General features: G+C 44.9%; 22 protein-coding genes. 19 read left to right on the top strand and 3 right to left on the bottom strand.

The window, feature by feature from the left end; genetic code table 11:
• Positions 1-51 precede the first annotated feature (51 nt).
• Entirely contained in the window at positions 52-1,938 is a 1,887-nt protein-coding gene (gene accB / locus DESYODRAFT_RS04520) for an acetyl-CoA carboxylase biotin carboxyl carrier protein (RefSeq protein ID WP_007780003.1), read from the top strand.
• A gap of 13 nt (positions 1,939-1,951) precedes the next feature.
• Entirely contained in the window at positions 1,952-3,298 is a 1,347-nt protein-coding gene (accC, locus tag DESYODRAFT_RS04525) for an acetyl-CoA carboxylase biotin carboxylase subunit (protein ID WP_007780004.1), read from the top strand.
• Here accC and DESYODRAFT_RS26950 read toward each other — a convergent pair.
• Positions 3,270-3,542, bottom strand: coding sequence for a hypothetical protein (locus DESYODRAFT_RS26950; protein ID WP_242833533.1), 273 nt, complete (start codon positions 3,540-3,542; stop codon positions 3,270-3,272). The two genes, accC and DESYODRAFT_RS26950, sit on opposite strands and share 29 nt — an antisense overlap.
• A 369-nt stretch (positions 3,543-3,911) precedes the next feature.
• Here DESYODRAFT_RS26950 and DESYODRAFT_RS04530 point away from each other — a divergent pair, with 369 nt between their 5' ends.
• The 8 genes from DESYODRAFT_RS04530 (at position 3,912) to DESYODRAFT_RS04565 (ending at position 9,701) form a co-directional block, all read left to right on the top strand.
• The gene (locus DESYODRAFT_RS04530) at positions 3,912-4,307 is read left to right on the top strand and encodes an Asp23/Gls24 family envelope stress response protein (RefSeq protein WP_007780006.1); all 396 of its coding nucleotides are present in this window, start codon (positions 3,912-3,914) and stop codon (positions 4,305-4,307) included.
• 52 nt (positions 4,308-4,359) lie between these two features.
• The gene (gene amaP / locus DESYODRAFT_RS04535) at positions 4,360-4,878 is read left to right on the top strand and encodes an alkaline shock response membrane anchor protein AmaP (RefSeq protein ID WP_007780009.1); all 519 of its coding nucleotides are present in this window, start codon (positions 4,360-4,362) and stop codon (positions 4,876-4,878) included.
• A complete protein-coding gene (locus DESYODRAFT_RS04540; RefSeq protein WP_007780011.1) occupies positions 4,875-5,123 on the top strand; it encodes a DUF2273 domain-containing protein in 249 nt (82 codons plus the stop codon). Before amaP ends, DESYODRAFT_RS04540 begins: the two co-directional genes overlap by 4 nt.
• A 43-nt stretch (positions 5,124-5,166) precedes the next feature.
• Entirely contained in the window at positions 5,167-5,598 is a 432-nt protein-coding gene (nusB, locus tag DESYODRAFT_RS04545) for a transcription antitermination factor NusB (RefSeq protein ID WP_007780017.1), read from the top strand.
• A 257-nt stretch (positions 5,599-5,855) separates the two neighbouring features.
• Positions 5,856-6,704, top strand: coding sequence for a sulfide/dihydroorotate dehydrogenase-like FAD/NAD-binding protein (locus DESYODRAFT_RS04550; RefSeq protein ID WP_007780019.1), 849 nt, complete (start codon positions 5,856-5,858; stop codon positions 6,702-6,704).
• Positions 6,704-8,116, top strand: a complete 1,413-nt coding sequence (gene gltA / locus DESYODRAFT_RS04555; protein ID WP_007780021.1) for an NADPH-dependent glutamate synthase — start codon at positions 6,704-6,706, stop codon at positions 8,114-8,116. The genes DESYODRAFT_RS04550 and gltA overlap by 1 nt, the downstream gene beginning before the upstream one ends.
• Before the next feature lie 98 nt (positions 8,117-8,214).
• The gene (locus DESYODRAFT_RS04560) at positions 8,215-9,066 is read left to right on the top strand and encodes a bifunctional 5,10-methylenetetrahydrofolate dehydrogenase/5,10-methenyltetrahydrofolate cyclohydrolase (RefSeq protein ID WP_007780025.1); all 852 of its coding nucleotides are present in this window, start codon (positions 8,215-8,217) and stop codon (positions 9,064-9,066) included.
• Positions 9,066-9,701: a cyclodeaminase/cyclohydrolase family protein gene (locus DESYODRAFT_RS04565; RefSeq protein WP_007780028.1), complete on the top strand. Its 636-nt coding sequence runs from the start codon at positions 9,066-9,068 to the stop codon at positions 9,699-9,701. The genes DESYODRAFT_RS04560 and DESYODRAFT_RS04565 overlap by 1 nt, the downstream gene beginning before the upstream one ends.
• 77 nt (positions 9,702-9,778) lie before the next feature.
• Here DESYODRAFT_RS04565 and DESYODRAFT_RS04570 read toward each other — a convergent pair whose 3' ends face one another.
• Positions 9,779-10,225 (bottom strand): DUF6773 family protein, encoded by a 447-nt coding sequence (locus DESYODRAFT_RS04570; RefSeq protein ID WP_007780029.1) that lies wholly within the window; start codon positions 10,223-10,225, stop codon positions 9,779-9,781.
• A 2-nt stretch (positions 10,226-10,227) separates the two neighbouring features.
• Positions 10,228-10,422 carry a helix-turn-helix transcriptional regulator gene (locus DESYODRAFT_RS04575; protein WP_007780031.1) on the bottom strand — a complete coding sequence of 65 codons (195 nt, stop codon included), beginning with the start codon at positions 10,420-10,422 and terminating at the stop codon, positions 10,228-10,230.
• 252 nt (positions 10,423-10,674) lie between these two features.
• On the opposite strand from DESYODRAFT_RS04575, the gene xseA reads away from it, so the two are divergent.
• From xseA to recN, 9 genes are all read left to right on the top strand, one after another.
• A complete protein-coding gene (gene xseA, locus DESYODRAFT_RS04580) occupies positions 10,675-11,877 on the top strand; it encodes an exodeoxyribonuclease VII large subunit (RefSeq protein WP_007780033.1) in 1,203 nt (400 codons plus the stop codon).
• Positions 11,878-11,880: 3 nt separating this feature from the next.
• On the top strand, positions 11,881-12,192 hold the full coding sequence (gene xseB / locus DESYODRAFT_RS04585; protein ID WP_007780036.1) for an exodeoxyribonuclease VII small subunit: 312 nt from the start codon (positions 11,881-11,883) through the stop codon (positions 12,190-12,192).
• Between the two features lie 9 nt (positions 12,193-12,201).
• Positions 12,202-13,068 carry a polyprenyl synthetase family protein gene (locus DESYODRAFT_RS04590; protein ID WP_007780038.1) on the top strand — a complete coding sequence of 289 codons (867 nt, stop codon included), beginning with the start codon at positions 12,202-12,204 and terminating at the stop codon, positions 13,066-13,068.
• A 14-nt stretch (positions 13,069-13,082) separates the two neighbouring features.
• On the top strand, positions 13,083-13,523 hold the full coding sequence (locus DESYODRAFT_RS04595; protein WP_007780041.1) for a divergent PAP2 family protein: 441 nt from the start codon (positions 13,083-13,085) through the stop codon (positions 13,521-13,523).
• A gap of 50 nt (positions 13,524-13,573) precedes the next feature.
• A complete protein-coding gene (dxs, locus tag DESYODRAFT_RS04600; protein WP_007780044.1) occupies positions 13,574-15,478 on the top strand; it encodes a 1-deoxy-D-xylulose-5-phosphate synthase in 1,905 nt (634 codons plus the stop codon).
• Between the two features lie 18 nt (positions 15,479-15,496).
• Positions 15,497-16,306, top strand: coding sequence for a TlyA family RNA methyltransferase (locus DESYODRAFT_RS04605; RefSeq protein WP_007780050.1), 810 nt, complete (start codon positions 15,497-15,499; stop codon positions 16,304-16,306).
• Between the two features lie 3 nt (positions 16,307-16,309).
• On the top strand, positions 16,310-17,125 hold the full coding sequence (locus DESYODRAFT_RS04610; protein WP_007780053.1) for an NAD(+)/NADH kinase: 816 nt from the start codon (positions 16,310-16,312) through the stop codon (positions 17,123-17,125).
• Between the two features lie 77 nt (positions 17,126-17,202).
• Positions 17,203-17,655, top strand: a complete 453-nt coding sequence (gene argR, locus DESYODRAFT_RS04615; protein ID WP_007780055.1) for an arginine repressor — start codon at positions 17,203-17,205, stop codon at positions 17,653-17,655.
• Positions 17,656-17,665: 10 nt separating this feature from the next.
• Positions 17,666-19,348: a DNA repair protein RecN gene (recN, locus tag DESYODRAFT_RS04620; protein ID WP_007780057.1), complete on the top strand. Its 1,683-nt coding sequence runs from the start codon at positions 17,666-17,668 to the stop codon at positions 19,346-19,348.
• Positions 19,349-19,616: the final 268 nt, after the last annotated feature.

A 19,616-nucleotide genomic window follows, 5' to 3' on the forward strand; every position in this document is an offset into this window, starting at 1 on the left:
CTATTATAGACACCTTAAGAATGGGTATAAGAAAAAGAGGGGATGAAGGCAGTGAAACCGGTTAAGATTACAGATACTACCTTGCGAGATGCTCATCAAAGTCTTTGGGCGACTCGGATGACTACGGAAGATATGCTGCCCATCCTAACTGAACTGGATGAGGTGGGATATTTCTCGTTAGAGGTATGGGGTGGAGCTACTTTTGATGTATGTCTGCGTTTTTTAGGTGAAGATCCTTGGGAACGTCTGAGACAAATCAAAAGCCGTGTTAAGAAGACACCCTTGCAAATGTTACTAAGAGGCCAGTCTTTAGTCGGGTATCAGCATTACCCGGACGATGTTGTGCGGGAATTTGTGACGCTGAGTGTGAAAAACGGGATTGATATTATTCGGATTTTTGACGCTCTAAACGATGTCCGAAATATGGTTGTTCCTATAGAGGCAGCTAAAAAAGCAGGGGCTCATGTTCAGGCATCTGTTGTATATACAATCAGCCCGGTGCATACTACGAAACATTACTTGGAAACTGCCACGGCGCTGGCTGAACTGGGTGCGGATTCCATCTGTATCAAAGATATGGCTGGATTGCTCACTCCGATCAAGGCATATGAATTAATCTCTTTGTTAAAAAAAGAGTTAGGAATTATGATTCATTTGCACAGCCATTACATTGGTGGCATGGCTGTCGGCACCTATTTAAAGGCAGCTGAAGCAGGGGTTGATGTGGTTGACACCGCTAGCGTTCCCTTAGCCTTTGGCGCAAGCCAACCTCCTGTTGAAACCGTGGTTAGGACCTTTCAAGAAACGGAATTTGATTCGGGCTTAAATATACGTAAACTATTCCGTATCGCCAAGTATTTTGAAGCACTGCGTAAAAGCCGTGGTTTCGAGCGTGGTATCACTCGGATTTCAGATATGAGGGTCTTTGAACATCAGGTTCCGGGAGGGATGATTTCTAATCTGGTATCCCAATTGGAAGAGCAAGGGGCCTTGGAGCGCATCCATGATGTCTTAGAAGAGATTCCCAAGGTGCGTGCAGAATTAGGATTTCCGCCGTTAGTAACCCCTACTAGTCAAATTGTCGGAACTCAAGCCGTATTAAATGTCCTCAGCGGGGTAAGATATAAATTAGTGCCCGGTGAAGTTAAAGGGTATGTGCGGGGGTTATATGGCCGTCCTCCAGCTCCTATAAACTCTGAGATCCAGCGCAAAATTATCGGAGATGAGGAGCCATTGTTGGTTCGGCCGGCAGATATTTTGGAACCTGGCATGGTGAAAGCAAAACTCGACAGCATTGATTTTGCTCAGTCTGCTGAAGATGTTGTGAGTTATGCTCTTTTCCCTCAAGTAGCCAAGAAGTTTTTTGAAGAGCGGGAACGTGGTGTTCTATCCAGAATGGAACCGAAAGCAGTCAAGGAAACCCGAACCGCGTTCTTAACTAAGGAGGATTCGAAATTGAATTTACAAGAAATTAAAGAATTAATCCAGATCATAGATGTGACAGAAATTAGTGAGTTAAACCTTGAAAGTGATGGAGTCAAAATAGCGATCCGCAAAGGACCAAGTGCAGGTGCGCTTATTCCTGTAACTGCCGTTGCACGCCAAGAGGGAATTCCGCTGGCTGCAGCTAATGTTTCTGCTCAAGCCACTCCAAGTGTTGAGCCTTCCGGCAGCGCCCCGGAACCCGTCTTTGCCGCGAACACAGAAACGATTAAGTCTCCCATGGTAGGGACGTTTTATAGTGCACAGTCCCCTGATGCCGCTCCCTATGTAAAAGTTGGCCAGCATATTGAAGTGGGACAACCGGTTTGCATTGTTGAAGCCATGAAACTTATGAATGAAATCGAGTCGGAAATCGAAGGAAACGTGATTGAAATTCTTGTAGAGAACGGACAGCCTGTAGAATATGGGCAACCGTTATTCGTCATTGAAAAATAAGGAGAACAAAAGCATGTTTAAAAAAGTCCTGATCGCGAATCGTGGAGAAATTGCCTTGCGCATTATTCGAGCATGTCGTGAGCTTGATATTGAGACTGTCGCTGTTTTTTCTGAGGGTGATCGGGAAGCCTTGCACGTCAAGGCAGCAGACGAAGCGGTCTGTATCGGCCCTGTGTCAAGTGCCAAGAGTTACCTTAATATCCCTAACATCATTAGTGCAGCAGAATTAACCGGTGCTGATGCAATTCATCCCGGCTACGGTTTTCTATCTGAAAATGCCCGATTCTCTGAGATATGTGAATCGTGTAATATTACGTTTATCGGGCCATCCCGTCAGGTTATTGAAACGATGGGGGATAAGGCTATGGCTCGAAAAACGATGATTGAGGGCGGGGTTCCTGTAGTTCCAGGCTCAAAAGATATTATTACAGATGAAAAGAAGGCTGCAATTGTAGCACAGGAAATTGGCTATCCCGTATTAATTAAGGCCTCAGCAGGCGGCGGGGGCAAAGGAATGCGAGTTGCTCAGAATGCCAAGGAATTAAGCAAATCCATTCAGGCGGCTCAGAATGAGGCGCAGGCCTCATTTGGCAACGCTGAGGTTTACCTTGAGAAATACGTAGAGGAGCCAAGACACATAGAGATTCAAATATTAGGGGATAACTATGGTAATGTAGTCCATCTTGGGGAACGGGATTGTTCCTTACAAAGACGTCATCAGAAACTTCTGGAAGAGTCCCCTTCAAGTGCCATTAATCCGAAATTGAGAGCAAAGATGGGGGCTGTGGCGGTTCAAGCAGCCAAGTCAGCAAACTATTCGAACGCTGGAACGATTGAGTTTTTGCTGGACCGGCATGGGAACTTTTACTTTATTGAAATGAACACACGCATTCAGGTTGAGCACCCGGTGACAGAAATGGTAACAGGGCTTGACTTAGTGAAAGAGCAAATTCGATTAGCCGCAGGTGAACCGCTGGGCTATACTCAACAAGATATTCAACTTCGGGGCTGGGCCATAGAGTGCAGAATTAATGCCGAAGATCCGGATAAGAACTTTATGCCTTCGCCAGGGCTGATCAATATTTACCATGTTCCGGGCGGGCCGGGGGTTCGTGTCGATAGTGCGGTTTACCAAGGCTATACGGTTTCTCCTTATTATGACTCGATGGTTGGAAAATTGATTGTTTGGGGCGCTACCAGACAGGAGGCCATTGCCCGAATGAAACGAGCCCTCGAGGAATTTGTTATAGAAGGAATTCATACCACAATACCGTTCCATTTGAAAGTATTGGACAATGCTTTCTATCAACGGGGTGAAGTGTATACGAACTTTATTCAGCGCCGTATCCTGGGAGAGTAGATCTACATGCCGCTAAGGCGGTACCATCAGAGGATGATAAAGAGGGCGCTCCCGGGTCGGGCAGTTTCGCCCACATCCGCTCACTCAGCACTCCGAGGCTCGCCCACTCGCCGGTGCGGGAGCTACCTTCAGCGGATAAGTATTCTTTGGGGATAGCCGCTTCGGCGAAAATGTCCACCGGACATTTTCGTGCCAAACCTCCGGGTAGTACCTGATGTGAACCCGTGGCTACGTCTCCCCGCACCGTCTTGTGGGCTTTTACCGCCTCTCCATGCCATGGGTTCGCTTCTGTGGACGAAGCTGCCCTGCTTGCGGGTCTGGGGATTCTTCTGAATGTCTTTAGGGTCTTCTTTTCAAAGTAGAATTCGTGACTTTTAGTTCGACATTCGTTTTACGAACTACGAACCAGGAAGGATGAATTATGAATATCGAATAACCTTTGCTACATCCGCCTTAATTTGGTATAATATCAACGTCATGTAGATAATGGAAACTTAGTATAGATGGAGTGTTAACTCCATCTATACTTTAGTTGATTATCTGGAGAAAAGTGCAATAGGTACTTAAGGCAATGTGCGAAGTTCTATCGAACTTCGAATCGGGGGGTGAGGGCATGGAAAGTTTAGGATCAGATAATTCCCTGGGATCTATTCGAATTGCTGATGAAGTGGTTGAGGTTATTGCCGGATTAGCCGCTTCTGAGGTGGAGGGCGTAGTGGGCATGAGCGGAGGTCTGGTGGGAGACCTGGCGAACATGTTAGGGAGAAATAAAAACCTGTCTAAAGGGGTTAAGGTCGAAGTTGGTGAACATGAAGTAGCAGTAGACTTATTTATTGTAGTAGAGTATGGTGTCTCTATTCCAGATGTGGCTATGGGTGTTCAGGAGGCTGTCAAAGATGCCATTGAAAGTATGACTGGTCTTAAAGTGGTAGAAGCTAATGTTCATGTACAAGGAGTCAATTTTAAACCTTTGCCGGAAACCAAAGAGGAAGATTTGCGTCTGAAGTAAAGAAGGCCCCCCCTGGAACCACCAGGGGGGGTTTCTGAAAGAAGGGACGACGATGTTTGCTTATATTCTTGGATTGCTTCTAATCCTTACGGCGATCTGGTTATTATCTATTGCCACAGGATGGGGGCTTCCATATTTTCTGATGGCTCAGGGGCTGAACTGGCTAAGAGCCAATCCCTGGGAAAGTACTGTTGTAGCGGGAGGTTTACTCTTGCTGGGATTACTATTGTTTATTCGGCCGCGCCAAAGTGCCGCCGAGGATTCATTTAGAACATCTTCGAAAGATGGGGATATTCGTATTTCTCTGGATGCACTCCAAGAAATTATTGCCCGAAGCGCCAAGTCCGTGTCTGGAGTGGTGCAAGTAAAATCAAGTCTCAGACAACGTGATGCCGGGCTTGAAATTCTAGTGTCCTGTCAGTTTGAACAGGGTGTTGTAATTCCCAAACTATCTGAGGAAATTTTGTCCAAGGTCAAGGAGGATGTCGAACACTATACGGGAATCAATGTGGCAGAGGTGAAAGTGCTGGTCCGTCAGTTAGAAAAGGTCCGCTCAGCACGAGTCCGATGAGTGGGTTTTGGTTAAGCCTTGGAGAGAAGATTTCTAAGTTTTTAGTTTGGGCATTAGACAATCATCCGGGAAAGCTCTTCGGAACTTCAGCAGGTTTTTTGTTGGGACTGCTATTGGTTACCCTTGGTTTTTGGAGGACCTTGGTATTGGCCTTATTTGCGACGCTGGGATTTATTTTAGGAAAGCGGCAGGATGATCGTAAAGATATTTCGACATGGTTGGAAAAGTATTTTAACAAATTCTAAAATTTATAGTTCAAAATTTCAAGTTACTTAGGGAGGAATTTTCTTGAGTCGACGATTAGCCCGTGAAACAGCATTGCAAGTGCTTTTTCAAAGGGACCTGACGAAAGAACCGATGAATACAGCTGAAGAAGTTCAACGTTGGGCTGAGGAATTTGTGGTTCCTGAACCCAGCAGAAACTTTGCTCAGGAACTTGTCGATGGAACAATAGCCCATCAGGATGAGATTGATCAAACAATCTCTTCATTTGCTCAAGACTGGACGCTTAACCGTATGGCGAAAGTGGATCGAAATGTCATGCGTTTGGCTGCGTATGAAATTCTTTACCGTTCGGATATACCAGGCAGAGTAAGCCTCAACGAAGCAATCGAGTTAGCTAAACGCTTTGGGGGAGAGGAATCTGCAAAGTTTGTAAACGGTATCTTAGATCGGATTGTGGATAATGCTATGAAAGTAGAACAAAAGGGCTCCGATTAAAGTTAATTTATAAAAAACCACGGCCGATAAGGCAGGGAGTAAGTTATTACGTCATTAATCTGTATATTTAGAATAGTCGGATAATTGCAAGGGGAATCTTATGCTAAGTTTATTACAGAAATCTGCGTATTTCATATTTTTAAAGATAAGATAATTCAATTTTTTTAAAAATTATACTGGGATCTATGAAGGAAAAATGAATAAACATATCGAATTAACCTAAGAATAGCGAGTAACTTATATTGAGGAGGAGACACATGTACCACGTTGTTAAAAAAAGATTGTTGGCAACCGGTATTGCCTTGCTGGATGTCAATGCACCGGCCGTGGCCGCGAAAGTGGAACCAGGGCAATTTGTCATTGTACGTGTAGATGAGCTTAGTGAGCGTATCCCACTGACAGTTATGGATTTTGATCGGGAAAAAGGTACTATTACGATTGTTGTGCAAGATGTAGGATATTCTTCAGCCATCATTACCCGCATGAATGAAGGGGATCAATTCCAGGATTTTGTGGGTCCGCTGGGAGTTGCTTCAGAAGTTGAAAACTATGGCACGGTTGTCTGTATTGGCGGAGGTTTAGGGATTGCTCCTGTCCATCCAATCGCCCGGGCTTTAAAAGAGGCTGGAAATCATGTGATATCCGTCTTAGGTTCAAGAAGTGCAGATTTATTGATTTTAGAAGATGAGATGCACGCTGCAAGCAGTGAAGTTGTCATTGCCACTAATGACGGGAGTAAAGGGGTTAAAGGGTTCGTTACAGACGGTCTTGCCGAAGTATTAGCTCAAGGACATCAAGTTAAGGCGATTTGGGCGATCGGTCCTATGATTATGATGAAGGCTGTCGTTGATTATACCCGGCCTTTGGGCATCAAAACAATTGTCAGTATGAATCCAATTATGGTTGACGGGACAGGTATGTGCGGTGCTTGCCGGATTAGTGTCGGCGATGAAACCAAGTTTGCTTGTGTCGATGGACCAGAGTTCGATGGACATTTAGTTGATTTTGATTTAGCTATGAAACGCCTCGCTTTTTATAAGGATGAAGAAAACCAGGCTAAGGCACGCCTGGAATGTGATTGTGGTAAAGAAGGGGGGCATCACTAATGACAGAAAAAGTTGAAAGCACGAAAAAAGTAAAAATCCCTCGTCATGAAATGCCTTGCCAGGAACCTCAAGTCAGAGCACATAACTTTGAAGAGGTCGCTTTGGGCTATTCAGAAGAAACTGCCATTGAGGAAGCAAAGCGTTGCTTACAATGTAAAAAGCCTAAATGTATAAGCGGATGCCCTGTGTCAGTTCTTATCCCTGAGTTCATTAAAAAGATTGCAGAAGGGGATTTCCAGGAAGCTGGTAATGTCCTGAAGATTAAAAATTCCCTGCCGGCAGTTTGTGGACGGGTATGTCCTCAAGAAAATCAATGTGAAAGCAAATGTATTCTGGGGATCAAAGGAGAGTCTGTGGCAATTGGCCGGCTGGAGCGTTTTGCCGCTGACTTCGGCATGAAAACTGGTAAATCCGAGGTTCAAAAGCCTGAACCGAGCGGTAAACGTGTCGCCATCATCGGAGCTGGTCCTGCCGGATTGGCTTGCGCCGGTGACTTAGCAAAAGCGGGACATGCGGTGACCGTTTTTGAAGCCTTGCACGTTGCCGGCGGCGTTCTGATGTATGGAATTCCCCAGTTCCGTTTGCCAAAGGAAATTGTACAAACGGAAATTGACAACCTCAAGGAAATGGGCGTTGAAATCCTGACAAATCAAGTTGTTGGTAAAATCACCTCTGTCGATGAACTTATGGAAAATGGCTATGATGCCGTATTTATTGGGACCGGAGCCGGACTTCCGTACTTCATGGATATCCCGGGAGAGAACTTAAATGGGGTTTATTCCGCAAATGAGTTTTTAACTCGGACGAATTTGATGAAGGGTTACAAATTCCCTGAATATGCGACTCCGGTAAAAGTAGGAAAAAATGTTGCCGTATTGGGTGCCGGTAATGTTGCCATGGACTCTGCACGTACAGCTTTACGTTTAGGCGCTGAAAATGTCTACATCATCTACCGTCGTTCCCGGGATGAAATGCCGGCCCGTAAAGAAGAGCTTGAACATGCGGAAGAAGAGGGAATCCAATTCCGTTTATTAACTAATCCCGTTTCCATCGAAGGGGATGAGCGCGGATGGGTTAAGAGCCTGACCTGCCTGCGTTATGAACTCGGAGAACCGGACGCTTCAGGCCGTCGTGCGCCTATTGCTATTAAAGGATCTGAATTCGAAATTCCTATGGACACAGTTGTCGTAGCGATCGGACAAGGTCCCAATCCTTTGGTAACGACCTCTACTCCCGGCTTGGAATTAAATAAGCGAGGGAACATTGTTGCTGATCCAGACACCTTGATGACATCAAAACCAGGTGTTTTTGCAGGCGGAGATATCGTGACCGGTGCAGCAACCGTTATTTTGGCTATGGGTGCCGGCAAAAAGGCTGCTGCAGGCATTGAGGAGTATCTCAAAACGAAATAAGTTGACAGGTTAAGGGTGACACCGGGACTCTCGCTTCTATAAAGAAGTGGGAGTCTTGGAAGTGAATATATCATAATATTTCGAAAGGAGTGTGTATTTTGGCTCAATTATTGGATGGTAAAGCAGTATCTAAAATCCTAAAGGAAGAAATTCGTGAGGAGATTGCACAGTGGAAGGAAAAGGGAGTGCAGCCTAAGCTTGCGGTAATTTTAGTTGGCGATGACCCGGCATCTGTCGTATATGCACGGTCTAAACAGAAGGTATGCGAAGGTATTGGTATGGCCTTTGAACTTTTCGAAATGCCCGGTTCTACACCTGAAGCAGAGATTTTGGCAAAGATCGAAAGCCTTAATAATGATCAAAGTATTCATGGCATTATGATTGAACTCCCGCTCCCAAAAGGAATTCAAAAGGAAACGGTTATGGCCGCAGTGCGCCCTGATAAGGACGTCGACGGAGTTCATCCTATCAACCGCGGATATATTCTAAGCGGTGAGGAAGGACTATTTCCGGCTACCCCACAAAGCTGTATTGAGTTGCTTCTGCGCTCAGGGGTTGAAATTGCGGGAAAACATGTTGTTATTGTTGGTCGGGGAGAAACTGTTGGTAAGCCATTAGTTTTCCTAATTCTCAAGCACAATGCAACCGTGACGATTTGTCACTCAAAAACTCCTGATTTGGGAGCTTTCACCCGTCAGGCGGATATCTTAATTGCTGCTGTGGGACGCGCAAAGCTGATCAAAAAAGATATGGTTAAAGCCGGAGCTATCGTTGTTGATGCCGGAATCAATGAAATCCCTGGAGGAATTTGCGGAGATGTCGATTTTGAAGCGGTACAAGATGTGGCAGATCGAATTTCTCCGGTACCGGGTGGCGTAGGTTCCTTGACAACCGCCCTTATTATGCGTAATGTTCTGAAGGGAATCGTTCTGCAAGGAGGGGCTCGCTAATGGATATGAACAAAATTTGGGAGTGGAGCACTGAAGAATTTTTGAATGTGTCTGCCAGTTCCTCGCCAACACCCGGCGGCGGAAGTGTTTCTGCGTATGTCGGAGCACTGGCGGCCTCAATGACTTGTATGGTGGCTAATCTTACAATCGGTAAGGAAAAGTATAAAGACGTTGAACCTGAAGTGAAAGAAATCCTGGCTGAAGCAGAAACTGTCTTAAACAATTTGAAGAGCGGTCTAAGTCAGGATATCGCTGAATTCTCGAATTTCATGGATGTCTTGAAATTACCCAAAGGCACTGACGAAGAAAAAGCCCTGCGTGCTAAGAAAATGCAGGAAGTCTTAGTATCCGCTACGGATACTCCGCTGGGGATTTCTCAAAATTGCTTCAAAGTTTTGCAATTAGCCCAGAAGCTTGCCCCGATCGGAAACAAAGGCGCGATCAGTGATGTTGGGGTTTCCGCTTACTTAGCAGAGAGTGCCCTTAAGTCGGCTATGCTCAGTGTCGATATCAACCTGCCTGGGATTAAAGACGAGGGCTATCAAGAGCGGGTTAAGGCTGAACGAGCCAGACTCTTCGAGCAAGCCGCGGTCATTTGCGCAGAGACTGTTGCTGTTGTTCAAAGCAGAATGTAATTTTCATAGAATATCGTAAAATGAGCCGTTGCAAAACGAACAGAGTTCGTGGAGCACGGCCCATTTTGTTTGACTTTTCATTTATCGCCATCAAATTCATTTTCGTATCTATGAGCTCTGATCTGATTATACTTATTGGCAATAAAATAGATTGACGTAAATAGTACTAAGAATATGCTTATGAAAACTACTGAAGATTGCCAGTTATACAAGTCAGACTTTTTAACGGAATTAATAATAATCACTGAGAATACAAACACAATTACTGCAATTGCTATAAGGAAATTTCTTATAGATTGCTTATTTAAACGTTTGCTATAAATACTTACCTTCATCATATGCATTCTTATAAGCTGATATAGTGGGAAAAATATCAAGATGATATATTCCGTGATACATTCCTGTAAATCCATGTTAAATACTAAGGTTTTTACTAAAAACGATATAGCTACTGCATAAAGAATAATAATTGCCATTTCACTTCGTATTTTATTTTTGGCTTGTTCAATTCTTTCATCTTTCATTATTATACCTCCCAAAATAATTCGTCTAATGTCTTACCTAGCGTTTTACATATAGCAATACACAATTGTAAAGACGGATTAAATTTCCCGGCTTCAATCATTCCGATTGTTTGTCTCGTTACGCCTACTGCTTCTGCCAATTGCTCTTGTGACATATCTGAAAGAGCTCTTGCAGACTTCAACTTAAGATTTTTCAAATACAACCCTCCTTATATTGAATATCATACATTATAGTATTCTAAATGTAAAATATAAATTACATATTGTAACATCAATTCTAATAATTTTTATGTCTTACCTTAATAGATAATAGATAAGAAGGCGTGTCAGGGGGACAGGATTATTGACACACCTTCTTTTGACACACTTCCAGTGTGTAAGACCGTCTCCTTGTCACGTGTTTCCACAGTACTTTTCTTTGTGTTATGATAGGCATTGAGGTGAAGGTTGTGCCAAAAATATGGACGGTTTCTGAGTTGGTAGGCCGCATAGGGCAAGTCCTGCAGGAACGAACGGAGTTGCAGAATTGTTGGATCAGTGGTGAACTTTCGAACTTTAAAAATCATCGGGCATCCGGACATTGGTATTTTACGCTTAAAGATGAATCATCCAATCTTAAAGGGGTTATGTTTAGAAGTCGGTCGGAACGGGTTCGCTTCGTTCCGTCAGACGGTTTAAAAGTCTTAATTCGTGGCAATATTCGTATGTATGAGCGGGATGGGACCATTCAGCTCTATGGCGAAGAGATGGAGCCGAGTGGACTTGGGCAGCTCTATTTGGCGTTTGAGCAGCTTAAAAAGAAACTCGCCGAAGAAGGATTGTTTGATCCGACACGTAAGAAGAGTATACCGCGCTTACCACGCCGGATCGGGATCGTAACAAGCCCGACGGGTGCGGCGATCCGGGATATCCTGAATATTATTGAACGCCGGCATCCGGGAATGTCATGGATCTTGGCGCCTGCCGCGGTCCAAGGAGAAGCCGCGCCCCGTGAAGTAGCTCAAGCGATCGCTCGGCTTAATCGACATGGGAATGTGGATGTCATTATCGTTGGTCGTGGCGGAGGCTCGTTAGAAGAGTTATGGGCCTTTAATACAGATATCGTCGCTCGTGCGATCTCGGCATCCGTTATTCCGATCATTTCAGCCGTGGGGCATGAAACGGATGTAACGATTTCAGACTATGTGGCAGATTTGCGGGCCCCGACCCCTTCCGCGGCCGCTGAGCTGGCTGTCCCTATTCTATTAGATCTGGAACTCCATGTGGCCCAACTCCGGGACCGGCTTCAGAACGCTATGGGAAGTCTAATCCAGCGGAAACGCCAATACATTGAAGGGATTGCCAACAAGGGACCGCTTAAAGATCCTTTCTGGCGAATTGATCAGAATCGACAACGCCTTGATGCCCTGCAAATGCGGCTTCAAGAAGGGATGACTAGATTTGTAATCGATAAAAATGGTATACTAAATTTATTGGCTGCTAAGCTTGATCTGCTGAGTCCCTTGAGCATTTTAGGAAGAGGATACTCGCTAACCTACAATGCAGAAGGACAGCTTCTGCGCTCCGCGAGCCAGGTGGAGCTTCACGATCCAATTCGGATTCGTTTAGGAGAAGGAAGCTTACGCTGCCAAGTGTTGGAGAAGGAGATTTGATCTATGGGTTTAGATAAATGGACTGAAAATCTTTTTGAGAAAGAGCAAGAACAAGACAAGAGTAATAAGAATATACCATCAGAAGAACCCAAATCTCTGGAGACTGGGCTTCAGGATTTGGAAACCATCGTCAAAACACTTGAGCAAAAAGATCTCCCCTTAGAAAAGGCTTTGAGTTTATTCAAAGAAGGGGTGGGTCTTGTTCAGTATTGTTCGAACGTATTGGACCAAGCTGAAAAACAAATGGAAATATTGCTTGAAGGCCCGGATGGCCAGTTGCAGATCAAGCCTGCTAGTTTTGATGTGGAAGGATGAGCGTAAAACGTGTTCAAAGAAACCTTTCAGCGCTATCTCACGATGATAGAAAATACTCTAACCCAATTGCCGTGGGAAAAGGATATTCTAAATGAGAGTATGTATTATTCCCTCATCGGAGGGGGCAAACGAATTCGTCCTGTGCTGGCTTTGGCCTCAGCAGAAGCTGTGGGCGGCAATCCGGAAACTATTTTGCGGGCAGCAGTGGCTTTAGAACTCATCCATACATACTCATTAATTCATGATGATTTACCGGCGATGGATAATGACGACTATCGAAGGGGAAGATTATCCAATCATAAGGTTTTTGGGGAGGCTCAGGCAATCTTAGCCGGAGACGCCCTATTAACCTATGCTTTCGAATTGCTTGCTGATTCGGACCTCGGTCAGCCTGAACGACAACTGCGCGTTATTCGGGAGGTGGCTGTGGCTGCCGGAAAAGAAGGTATGGTTGGAGGGCAGGTCGCTGATCTGGCTGGAGAGGGAAAAAGCCTGACTTTAAATGAAATAGAAGAGATTCATAAGGCTAAAACCGGTGCTTTGCTGACAGTTTCAGCCCGGTTGGGAGGAATTTTAGCAGGGGGCACTGAGGATCAGGTTAAGGCACTAACAGATTATGCTAAGGCTTTAGGCTTAGCGTTTCAGATTAAGGATGATATTTTAGATATCGTCGGGGATAGTGAAACTCTTGGGAAACCTGCCGGAAGCGATCTGAGGCAAGGGAAGTCGACCTACGTTTCTTTACTCGGCCTGGAGGGCGCTGCTCAGCAATTGCATGCTCAAATTCTTAAAGCTCAATCCTCTTTAGAGGTATTTGATGAAAGAGCGGTCTTTTTAAATCAACTCGCACTCTATATCGAAGAACGCAAACATTAAACGAGGTTGTGATTATGCCAATCGTTCCAGGGATTTTCAACAATGCAATCCTTATTTCGGCTGTAACCGCTTGGTTTACAGCTCAGATGTTAAAGGTAATCATAAATATAATTTTATCAAAAAAATTTAAGCTCCAACTTTTTTTTAGTTCAGGTGGATTTCCAAGTTCCCATTCTGCTACGGTGAGTGCCTTAGCATTAGGAATTGGGAAATACTATGGATGGGATTCTCCAATCTTTGCAGTCGCAGCTGTTTTTGGGATGATTGTTCTGTACGATGCCGCCGGGGTAAGACGAGAAGCTGGAAAACAAGCAGAGGTTCTTAATCAGTTAGTCGAGCGCTTATACCATGGTCCTGATATTGCTCAAGAGCAATTGAAAGAGCTCATTGGACATACCCCTTTTGAAGTTTTTGGGGGGGTAATGGTTGGAATTATTGTGGGACTGCTAATTTAGATATACAGTGTCAGTAAAAATAACGGATCGGATTATGAGGGGGCAAAAGAATGGGACTACTTGAAAAAATTCATGGACCGAGGGACTTGCGCACATTAAATTCATCCGAACTTAAAATTTTGGCGCAGGAGATTCGGCAGGAAATGATTGAAGTGGTCTCCAAAAATGGAGGGCATTTAGCGCCTAATCTTGGGGTAGTAGAACTTACCTTGGCGTTGCACCGCGTATTTGATAGCCCTCAAGACAAGATCGTATGGGATGTCGGTCATCAGACCTATGTGCATAAGCTTATTACCGGGCGATTGAGTCGGTTTAAGACTATTCGCCAATATAAAGGATTATCTGGCTTTCCTAAACGGGGGGAGAGCCCGCACGACAGTTTTGAAACCGGCCATTCCAGTACTTCCATTTCCGCAGCGGTGGGGTTTGCTAAAGCACGGGATGTTCTTCAAGAGAAGCACCATGTTGTGGCAGTCATCGGAGACGGGGCGATGACCGGAGGTATGGCTTATGAAGCTTTAAACCATGCGGGGCATAGTGAAACAAATGTTATCGTAGTTTTAAATGACAATGAGATGTCGATTTCACCGAATGTGGGTGCCATGTCTACCTATCTTAATCGGCTGAGGACAGATCCGATGTATGACAAACGAAAAGAGGATCTGGAGTACTTATTAAAACGAATACCGGGAATTGGAAACCAAGTGGCAAAATTAGCGTCTAAGGCTAAAGATAGCTTAAAATATTTGCTCGTGCCGGGATTACTTTTTGAAGAATTGGGCTTCACTTATTTAGGTCCGATTGATGGACATGATCAAGCCTTAGTAGAAGAAGTTTTAGAACAGGCAAAAAATAAGAAATGTCCCGTACTTGTCCATGTTGTAACGCGTAAAGGAAAAGGATACAAACCGGCAGAGGAAAATCCGGATATCTTTCATGGGATTGGTCCTTTTGATGCCGAAACAGGTAAAGTAACTAAAAAGCCGGCTCCACCGACTTACACTGCGGTTTTCGGTGACACTCTCTGTAAACTTGCCCGGGAGAATTCTCAAATCGTCGCTATCACGGCAGCAATGGCGGGCGGGACAGGTCTAAATAAGTTTGCGGGTGAGTTTCCGGAACGGTTTTTTGATGTTGGGATTGCGGAACAACATGCAATAACCTTTGCGGCCGGATTGGCATTTGGGGGATTAAAACCTGTTGTAGCGATTTATTCCAGCTTTTATCAGAGAGCCTATGATCAGGTGTTGCATGATGTCTGTTTGCAGAATGCTAATGTTGTGCTGGCAATCGACCGTGCAGGAGTGGTCGGGGATGATGGGCCTACCCATCATGGGGTGTTTGATATTTCCTTTTTACGGATTATTCCTAACTTAGTTTTTATGGCCCCTAAAGATGAAAATGAATTGCGCCATATGCTTTATACTGCGATCAAGCATAACGGGCCTGTTGCGCTGCGTTATCCGAGATCCGCCGGACAAGGGGTTGTGCTGGATGAGAGGTTAGCAGAGATTCCCATTGGCAAAGCGGAAGTCATGCGGGATGGTCGGGATATTACCTTGATCGGAGTCGGTCTTACAGTTCATACGTGTCTGCTTGCGGCTCAGGAATTGCGTCATCTAGGGGTTGATGCAGCAGTCATCAACTTGCGTTATATTAATCCTCTCGATCGTAACGTCTTGTCACACTATGCTCGGCTTACCAAGAAAATAATCACAGTGGAAGACCATTCTCTTAAAGGAGGGATGGGAAGCGCGATTTTAGAGTTTCTTGAGGAAGAAGGAATCAATGGAGTAGCTGTTGAACGCTTGGGATATCCTGGATTTGTAGATCAAGGGCCGATTCCTCAGCTCTTTATGGCCCATGGATTATCAGTCAAAGGAATAGTGAAAGCTGTTGAACGATTAAAACCGTTTCGGCGCGTCGCGCCATCCCAGGATGGGTCTGCCTCATAAATAAAAGGACGGGATATAGTGGCTAAAGGGAAAGAACGAATTGATGTATTGATGGTTAGGACTGGATTGGCAGCCAGCCGTGAAAAAGCTAAGGCAATGGTGATGTCAGGAGTTGTGTTTATCGGCGGTCAACGGGTAGATAAGCCAGGTGCGGAATTCCCTCCGGAAACTATAATAGAGATAAAAGGAGAAATTCTGCCGTTTGTTTCCCGGGGAGGATTAAAATTAGCTAAAGCGCTGGAAGCCTTTCCAATCTCCTTTAAGGATCAGGTGATTGTAGATATTGGTGCTTCAACAGGAGGCTTTACAGATTGCGCTTTGCAAAATGGCGCAAAACGGGTTTATGCCGTGGATGTTGGGTATGGACAGTTGGACTGGAAACTTCGGACAGATTCCCGAGTCGTCTCGATGGAACGAGTCAATGCCCGTTATCTCACCAAAGACACCCTCCCGGAGAAGATAGATTGGGTCGTATCAGATGTGGCCTTTATCTCCATAACGAAGATATTTTCAGCTATGATTGCTGTTCTTAAAGAGGATGGACAAGTACTATCTCTCATCAAGCCTCAATTTGAGGCTGGACGAGAGCATGTAGGAAAAAAGGGTGTCGTTAAAGATGGAACCGTACATAAACAGGTTTTGGAGACTGTCCTTGGCCAGGCGGAAGGTATAGGATTTACAGTCTTAGGGTTAGACTATTCACCGATTCGTGGTCCTGAGGGAAATATCGAATATTTGGTTTGGTTGGGGTTACAAAGGGAATCAGGTATAGATTGGCATTCAGAGCTGGAACAGGTAGTTCACATGGCTCAGAAAGAGACGGAATAATTAATGGAAAAAATCGTTGGTTTGTGGCGCAATATGAGTAAACCGGAAGCCATAGCTCTGGCTCTCCAAATTGAGGATTGGTTCCAAGCTCGTGGATGGGTCGTTTTAACTGAGTGGGAAGACATTACTCGGCGCAAGGCTCAATTTCTAATATCCTTAGGAGGGGATGGTACCCTTCTTCAGGCGGCACGGGAAGCTTCTACGTATAAAATCCCTGTGTTGGGGGTTAATTTTGGACGTTTAGGGTTCCTATGTGAAATTGAGCGGGAAGAAGTTTTCAGTGCCTTGGAACAGATTCTGCGCGAAGATTTTGAGATTCAAGAGAGGTTAATGTTAAATGCGGTTATTAACCAAGACGGGCAGGAGACCTCTCAATTGGTCTTAAATGATGTTGTTTTTTCCAGAGAAGGCAGAGATGGAATCATTACACTTCAAGCGAACCTTTCCGGAGAACCTACAGTTAGTTATCCGGCTGACGGGTTGATTGTTTCCACTCCAACTGGTTCCACAGCGTATTCACTTTCTGCCGGTGGACCAATCATCAGTCCTAATGTACAAGCGATTTTGCTGACTCCTTTAGCGGCGCATTCTCTTTCGGCTCGTCCTATGCTCGTCTCAGATGAGGAAGAAATTGAAATTCTTATTGCTAATGGAGAAAAATGCATGGTGACCTTTGATGGTCGTCATAGTATCGTACTTTATTCCGGACAGTCCGTGATTATTAAAACTGCTCCCATAAGCGCCTTGCTGATTCGGCTAGGTGCTCGCAGTTTTCCCCAAGTGGTTCGAGAAAAGTTAAGAGATCGCTGGCATGAATAAGCACGAGGCGCGATGTACGGGCAAAACATTCGAGCATCGAGCATGAACCTCGTGCTTCGCGAAAGGAGGCTTAGTGTATGAAAGCACGTCGCCAGATAAAGGTTCAAGAAATCATTTCGAAGGAAGTCATTCATACTCAGGAGGATCTTGCGGATAGACTTCGTGCTGCCGGTTTCGAGGTAACCCAAGCAACCGTCTCCAGGGATATTAAGGAAATGGGCTTGGTTAAAGTTCCAAGCCCAGGAGATGAATATCGCTATGCGGTTCCGATGGAAGCGCATCCAACTAACTTACAAGATCGCTTAAAACGTTTGCTGCGAGAAACGGTGGTTTCCATTAATGACACAGAAAGTCTGATTGTTATTCATACTATACCAGGAAATGCACATGCCTTAGCAGCAGTCATGGATAACAGCAACTGGGAAGAGGTCATTGGCACAGTGGCTGGGGATGATACGATTCTCTTGGTTATTAAGCCTAAAGAAGCCGTTCAGACGGTTTTGGAACGGATTAGCACCTTGCTTGGATAGGAGGTTCGTTATGCTAGCAGAGCTGCACGTGGAGAATTTTGGGCTTATGGAGTCAGTACGTCTGAATTTCGGTAATGGTTTAACCGTTTTTACAGGTGAAACAGGCGCAGGCAAATCGATGCTGATTGATTCACTTGGGGTTCTCTTAGGTGGACGCGCTAACACAGATCTTATTCGGCATGGAGAAACGCGAGCCAGGATTGAAGGAGTCTTTGAAGATCTGCCTCCCGAGTGCTTACAGAGGCTCGAAGAGGCAGGTTATTCAGCAGAAGACGGTCAAGTGTTTCTTTTTCGTGAAATAAACTCCACTGGAAAGAACATCTGTCGTATTCAAGGCCGGTCGATTCCGTTAACCCTCTATCGCTCCCTATGTGTAGGTCTTGTGGATATTCACGGACAAATAGAACATCTGTCTCTCTTTCGCCCGGAAACACACCCGAACTTATTGGATGATTTAGGAGGGCTGCAAGAGGATGTCAGTTTAGTCAATGAAGCAGCCAAAGCCTATCATAGAGTTATGCGCAGAGAGCGTGAGTTGTCTATTTCAGAAGAGGAACGTCAAAAACGTGAAGAATTTCTTCGTTATCAGATAGAGGAGATAGATCGGGTTAGTCCCATTCCAGGTGAAGAAGAAAATCTCATTCAGGAAAAGAAACGCCTAAGCAACGCGGAGCGAATTAATAGCCTGGTTTCTGATGCCTATGGAGCCCTTTATGAAGGTTCTGCGGGTAAGCCCTCAGCGTTTGATAGGTTGGGCCAGGCGCGGAAAGCCCTGCAAGAATTGGATCGGCTGGATGATACCTTAAATGTTTATGAGCAAATTGAGTCTATCTATTATTCCTCAGAAGATTTGGCTGAACAAATCAGGGGGTATCGAGATAATTTTGAGTTCGAACCGGAAAGGCTTGACCAAATTGAAGAGCGGCTTATTCTACTTAAAAAGCTTCGCAGATTTGGAACAACGATTGAAGAGGTCTTAGAAAAACGGGAGAACATGCTTCAAGAGCTGGATCAGATAACTCATGTTCAGGAGCAGTTCGAAACAATTCATAATGAAAAGCAGGCAACTCGTAAAGCCTATGAAATTGTCGCAGAACAGCTTAGCTTAAAAAGACAGCAAGTAGCCGCCAGTATCGAAAACGGACTAGCACTGGAACTTGCGGATCTGGGCTTAGAGAAAAGTCGTTTTGAAGTTCGCTTTATGCCAAATGAGGACCCTGCAATTGGTGGTGCAGAAACTGCAGAATTTTATTTCTCAGCCAATATGGGAGAGCCGCCTAAGCCCTTGGCTAAAGTCGCCTCGGGAGGGGAAATGTCTCGTTTGATGTTAGCTTTAAAAAGTCTGCTGGCAAAAGTAGAGTCTGTCGGAACCTTCATCTTTGATGAGGTAGACAGTGGGGTTGGAGGCCGAACGATTCATAGAGTTGGTGAAAAGTTGGCTAAAATCGCCCGGAATAAACAAGTATTTTGTATCACACATGCCGCACAGGTGGCAGCATTTGCTGAGGCTCACTATGGCATAGTAAAAGAAGTGAGTGCTGATCGGACTCGGACTCGAGTTGACATATTAACCGAGTCTGACCGTATTGAAGAACTTGCCCGGATGCTTGGGGGCGGGGAGATAGAGATAACACGTAAACACGCCCAGGAATTATGGGAACGGTCTGTGCGGGGCAAGAGGCACGAAGCTTGATGGGCTTTGGGGCTAGTTAAGCCATTCCAGAGAACGATCAGGATCGTTTTTACTTAGTTTAATAATAGATTTAGTTTTAAAAAGATTGCGTAAACAAATTTATGCAGTCTTTTTTGTTTTGTTTAATTTGCCATTGTTTTAGGAATCTGGAACACTTTTGGCAGGATGAAAAACAAGCGATTTGGATAATTTAACGTTAGAATTTCACAAAAAAATGGTCACTTCACTTATTATGTTACCGCTCTAAACGAGGAAAAAGGAGAGATTA

The organism is Desulfosporosinus youngiae DSM 17734 (assembly GCF_000244895.1).
Taxonomy (GTDB): domain Bacteria; phylum Bacillota; class Desulfitobacteriia; order Desulfitobacteriales; family Desulfitobacteriaceae; genus Desulfosporosinus; species Desulfosporosinus youngiae.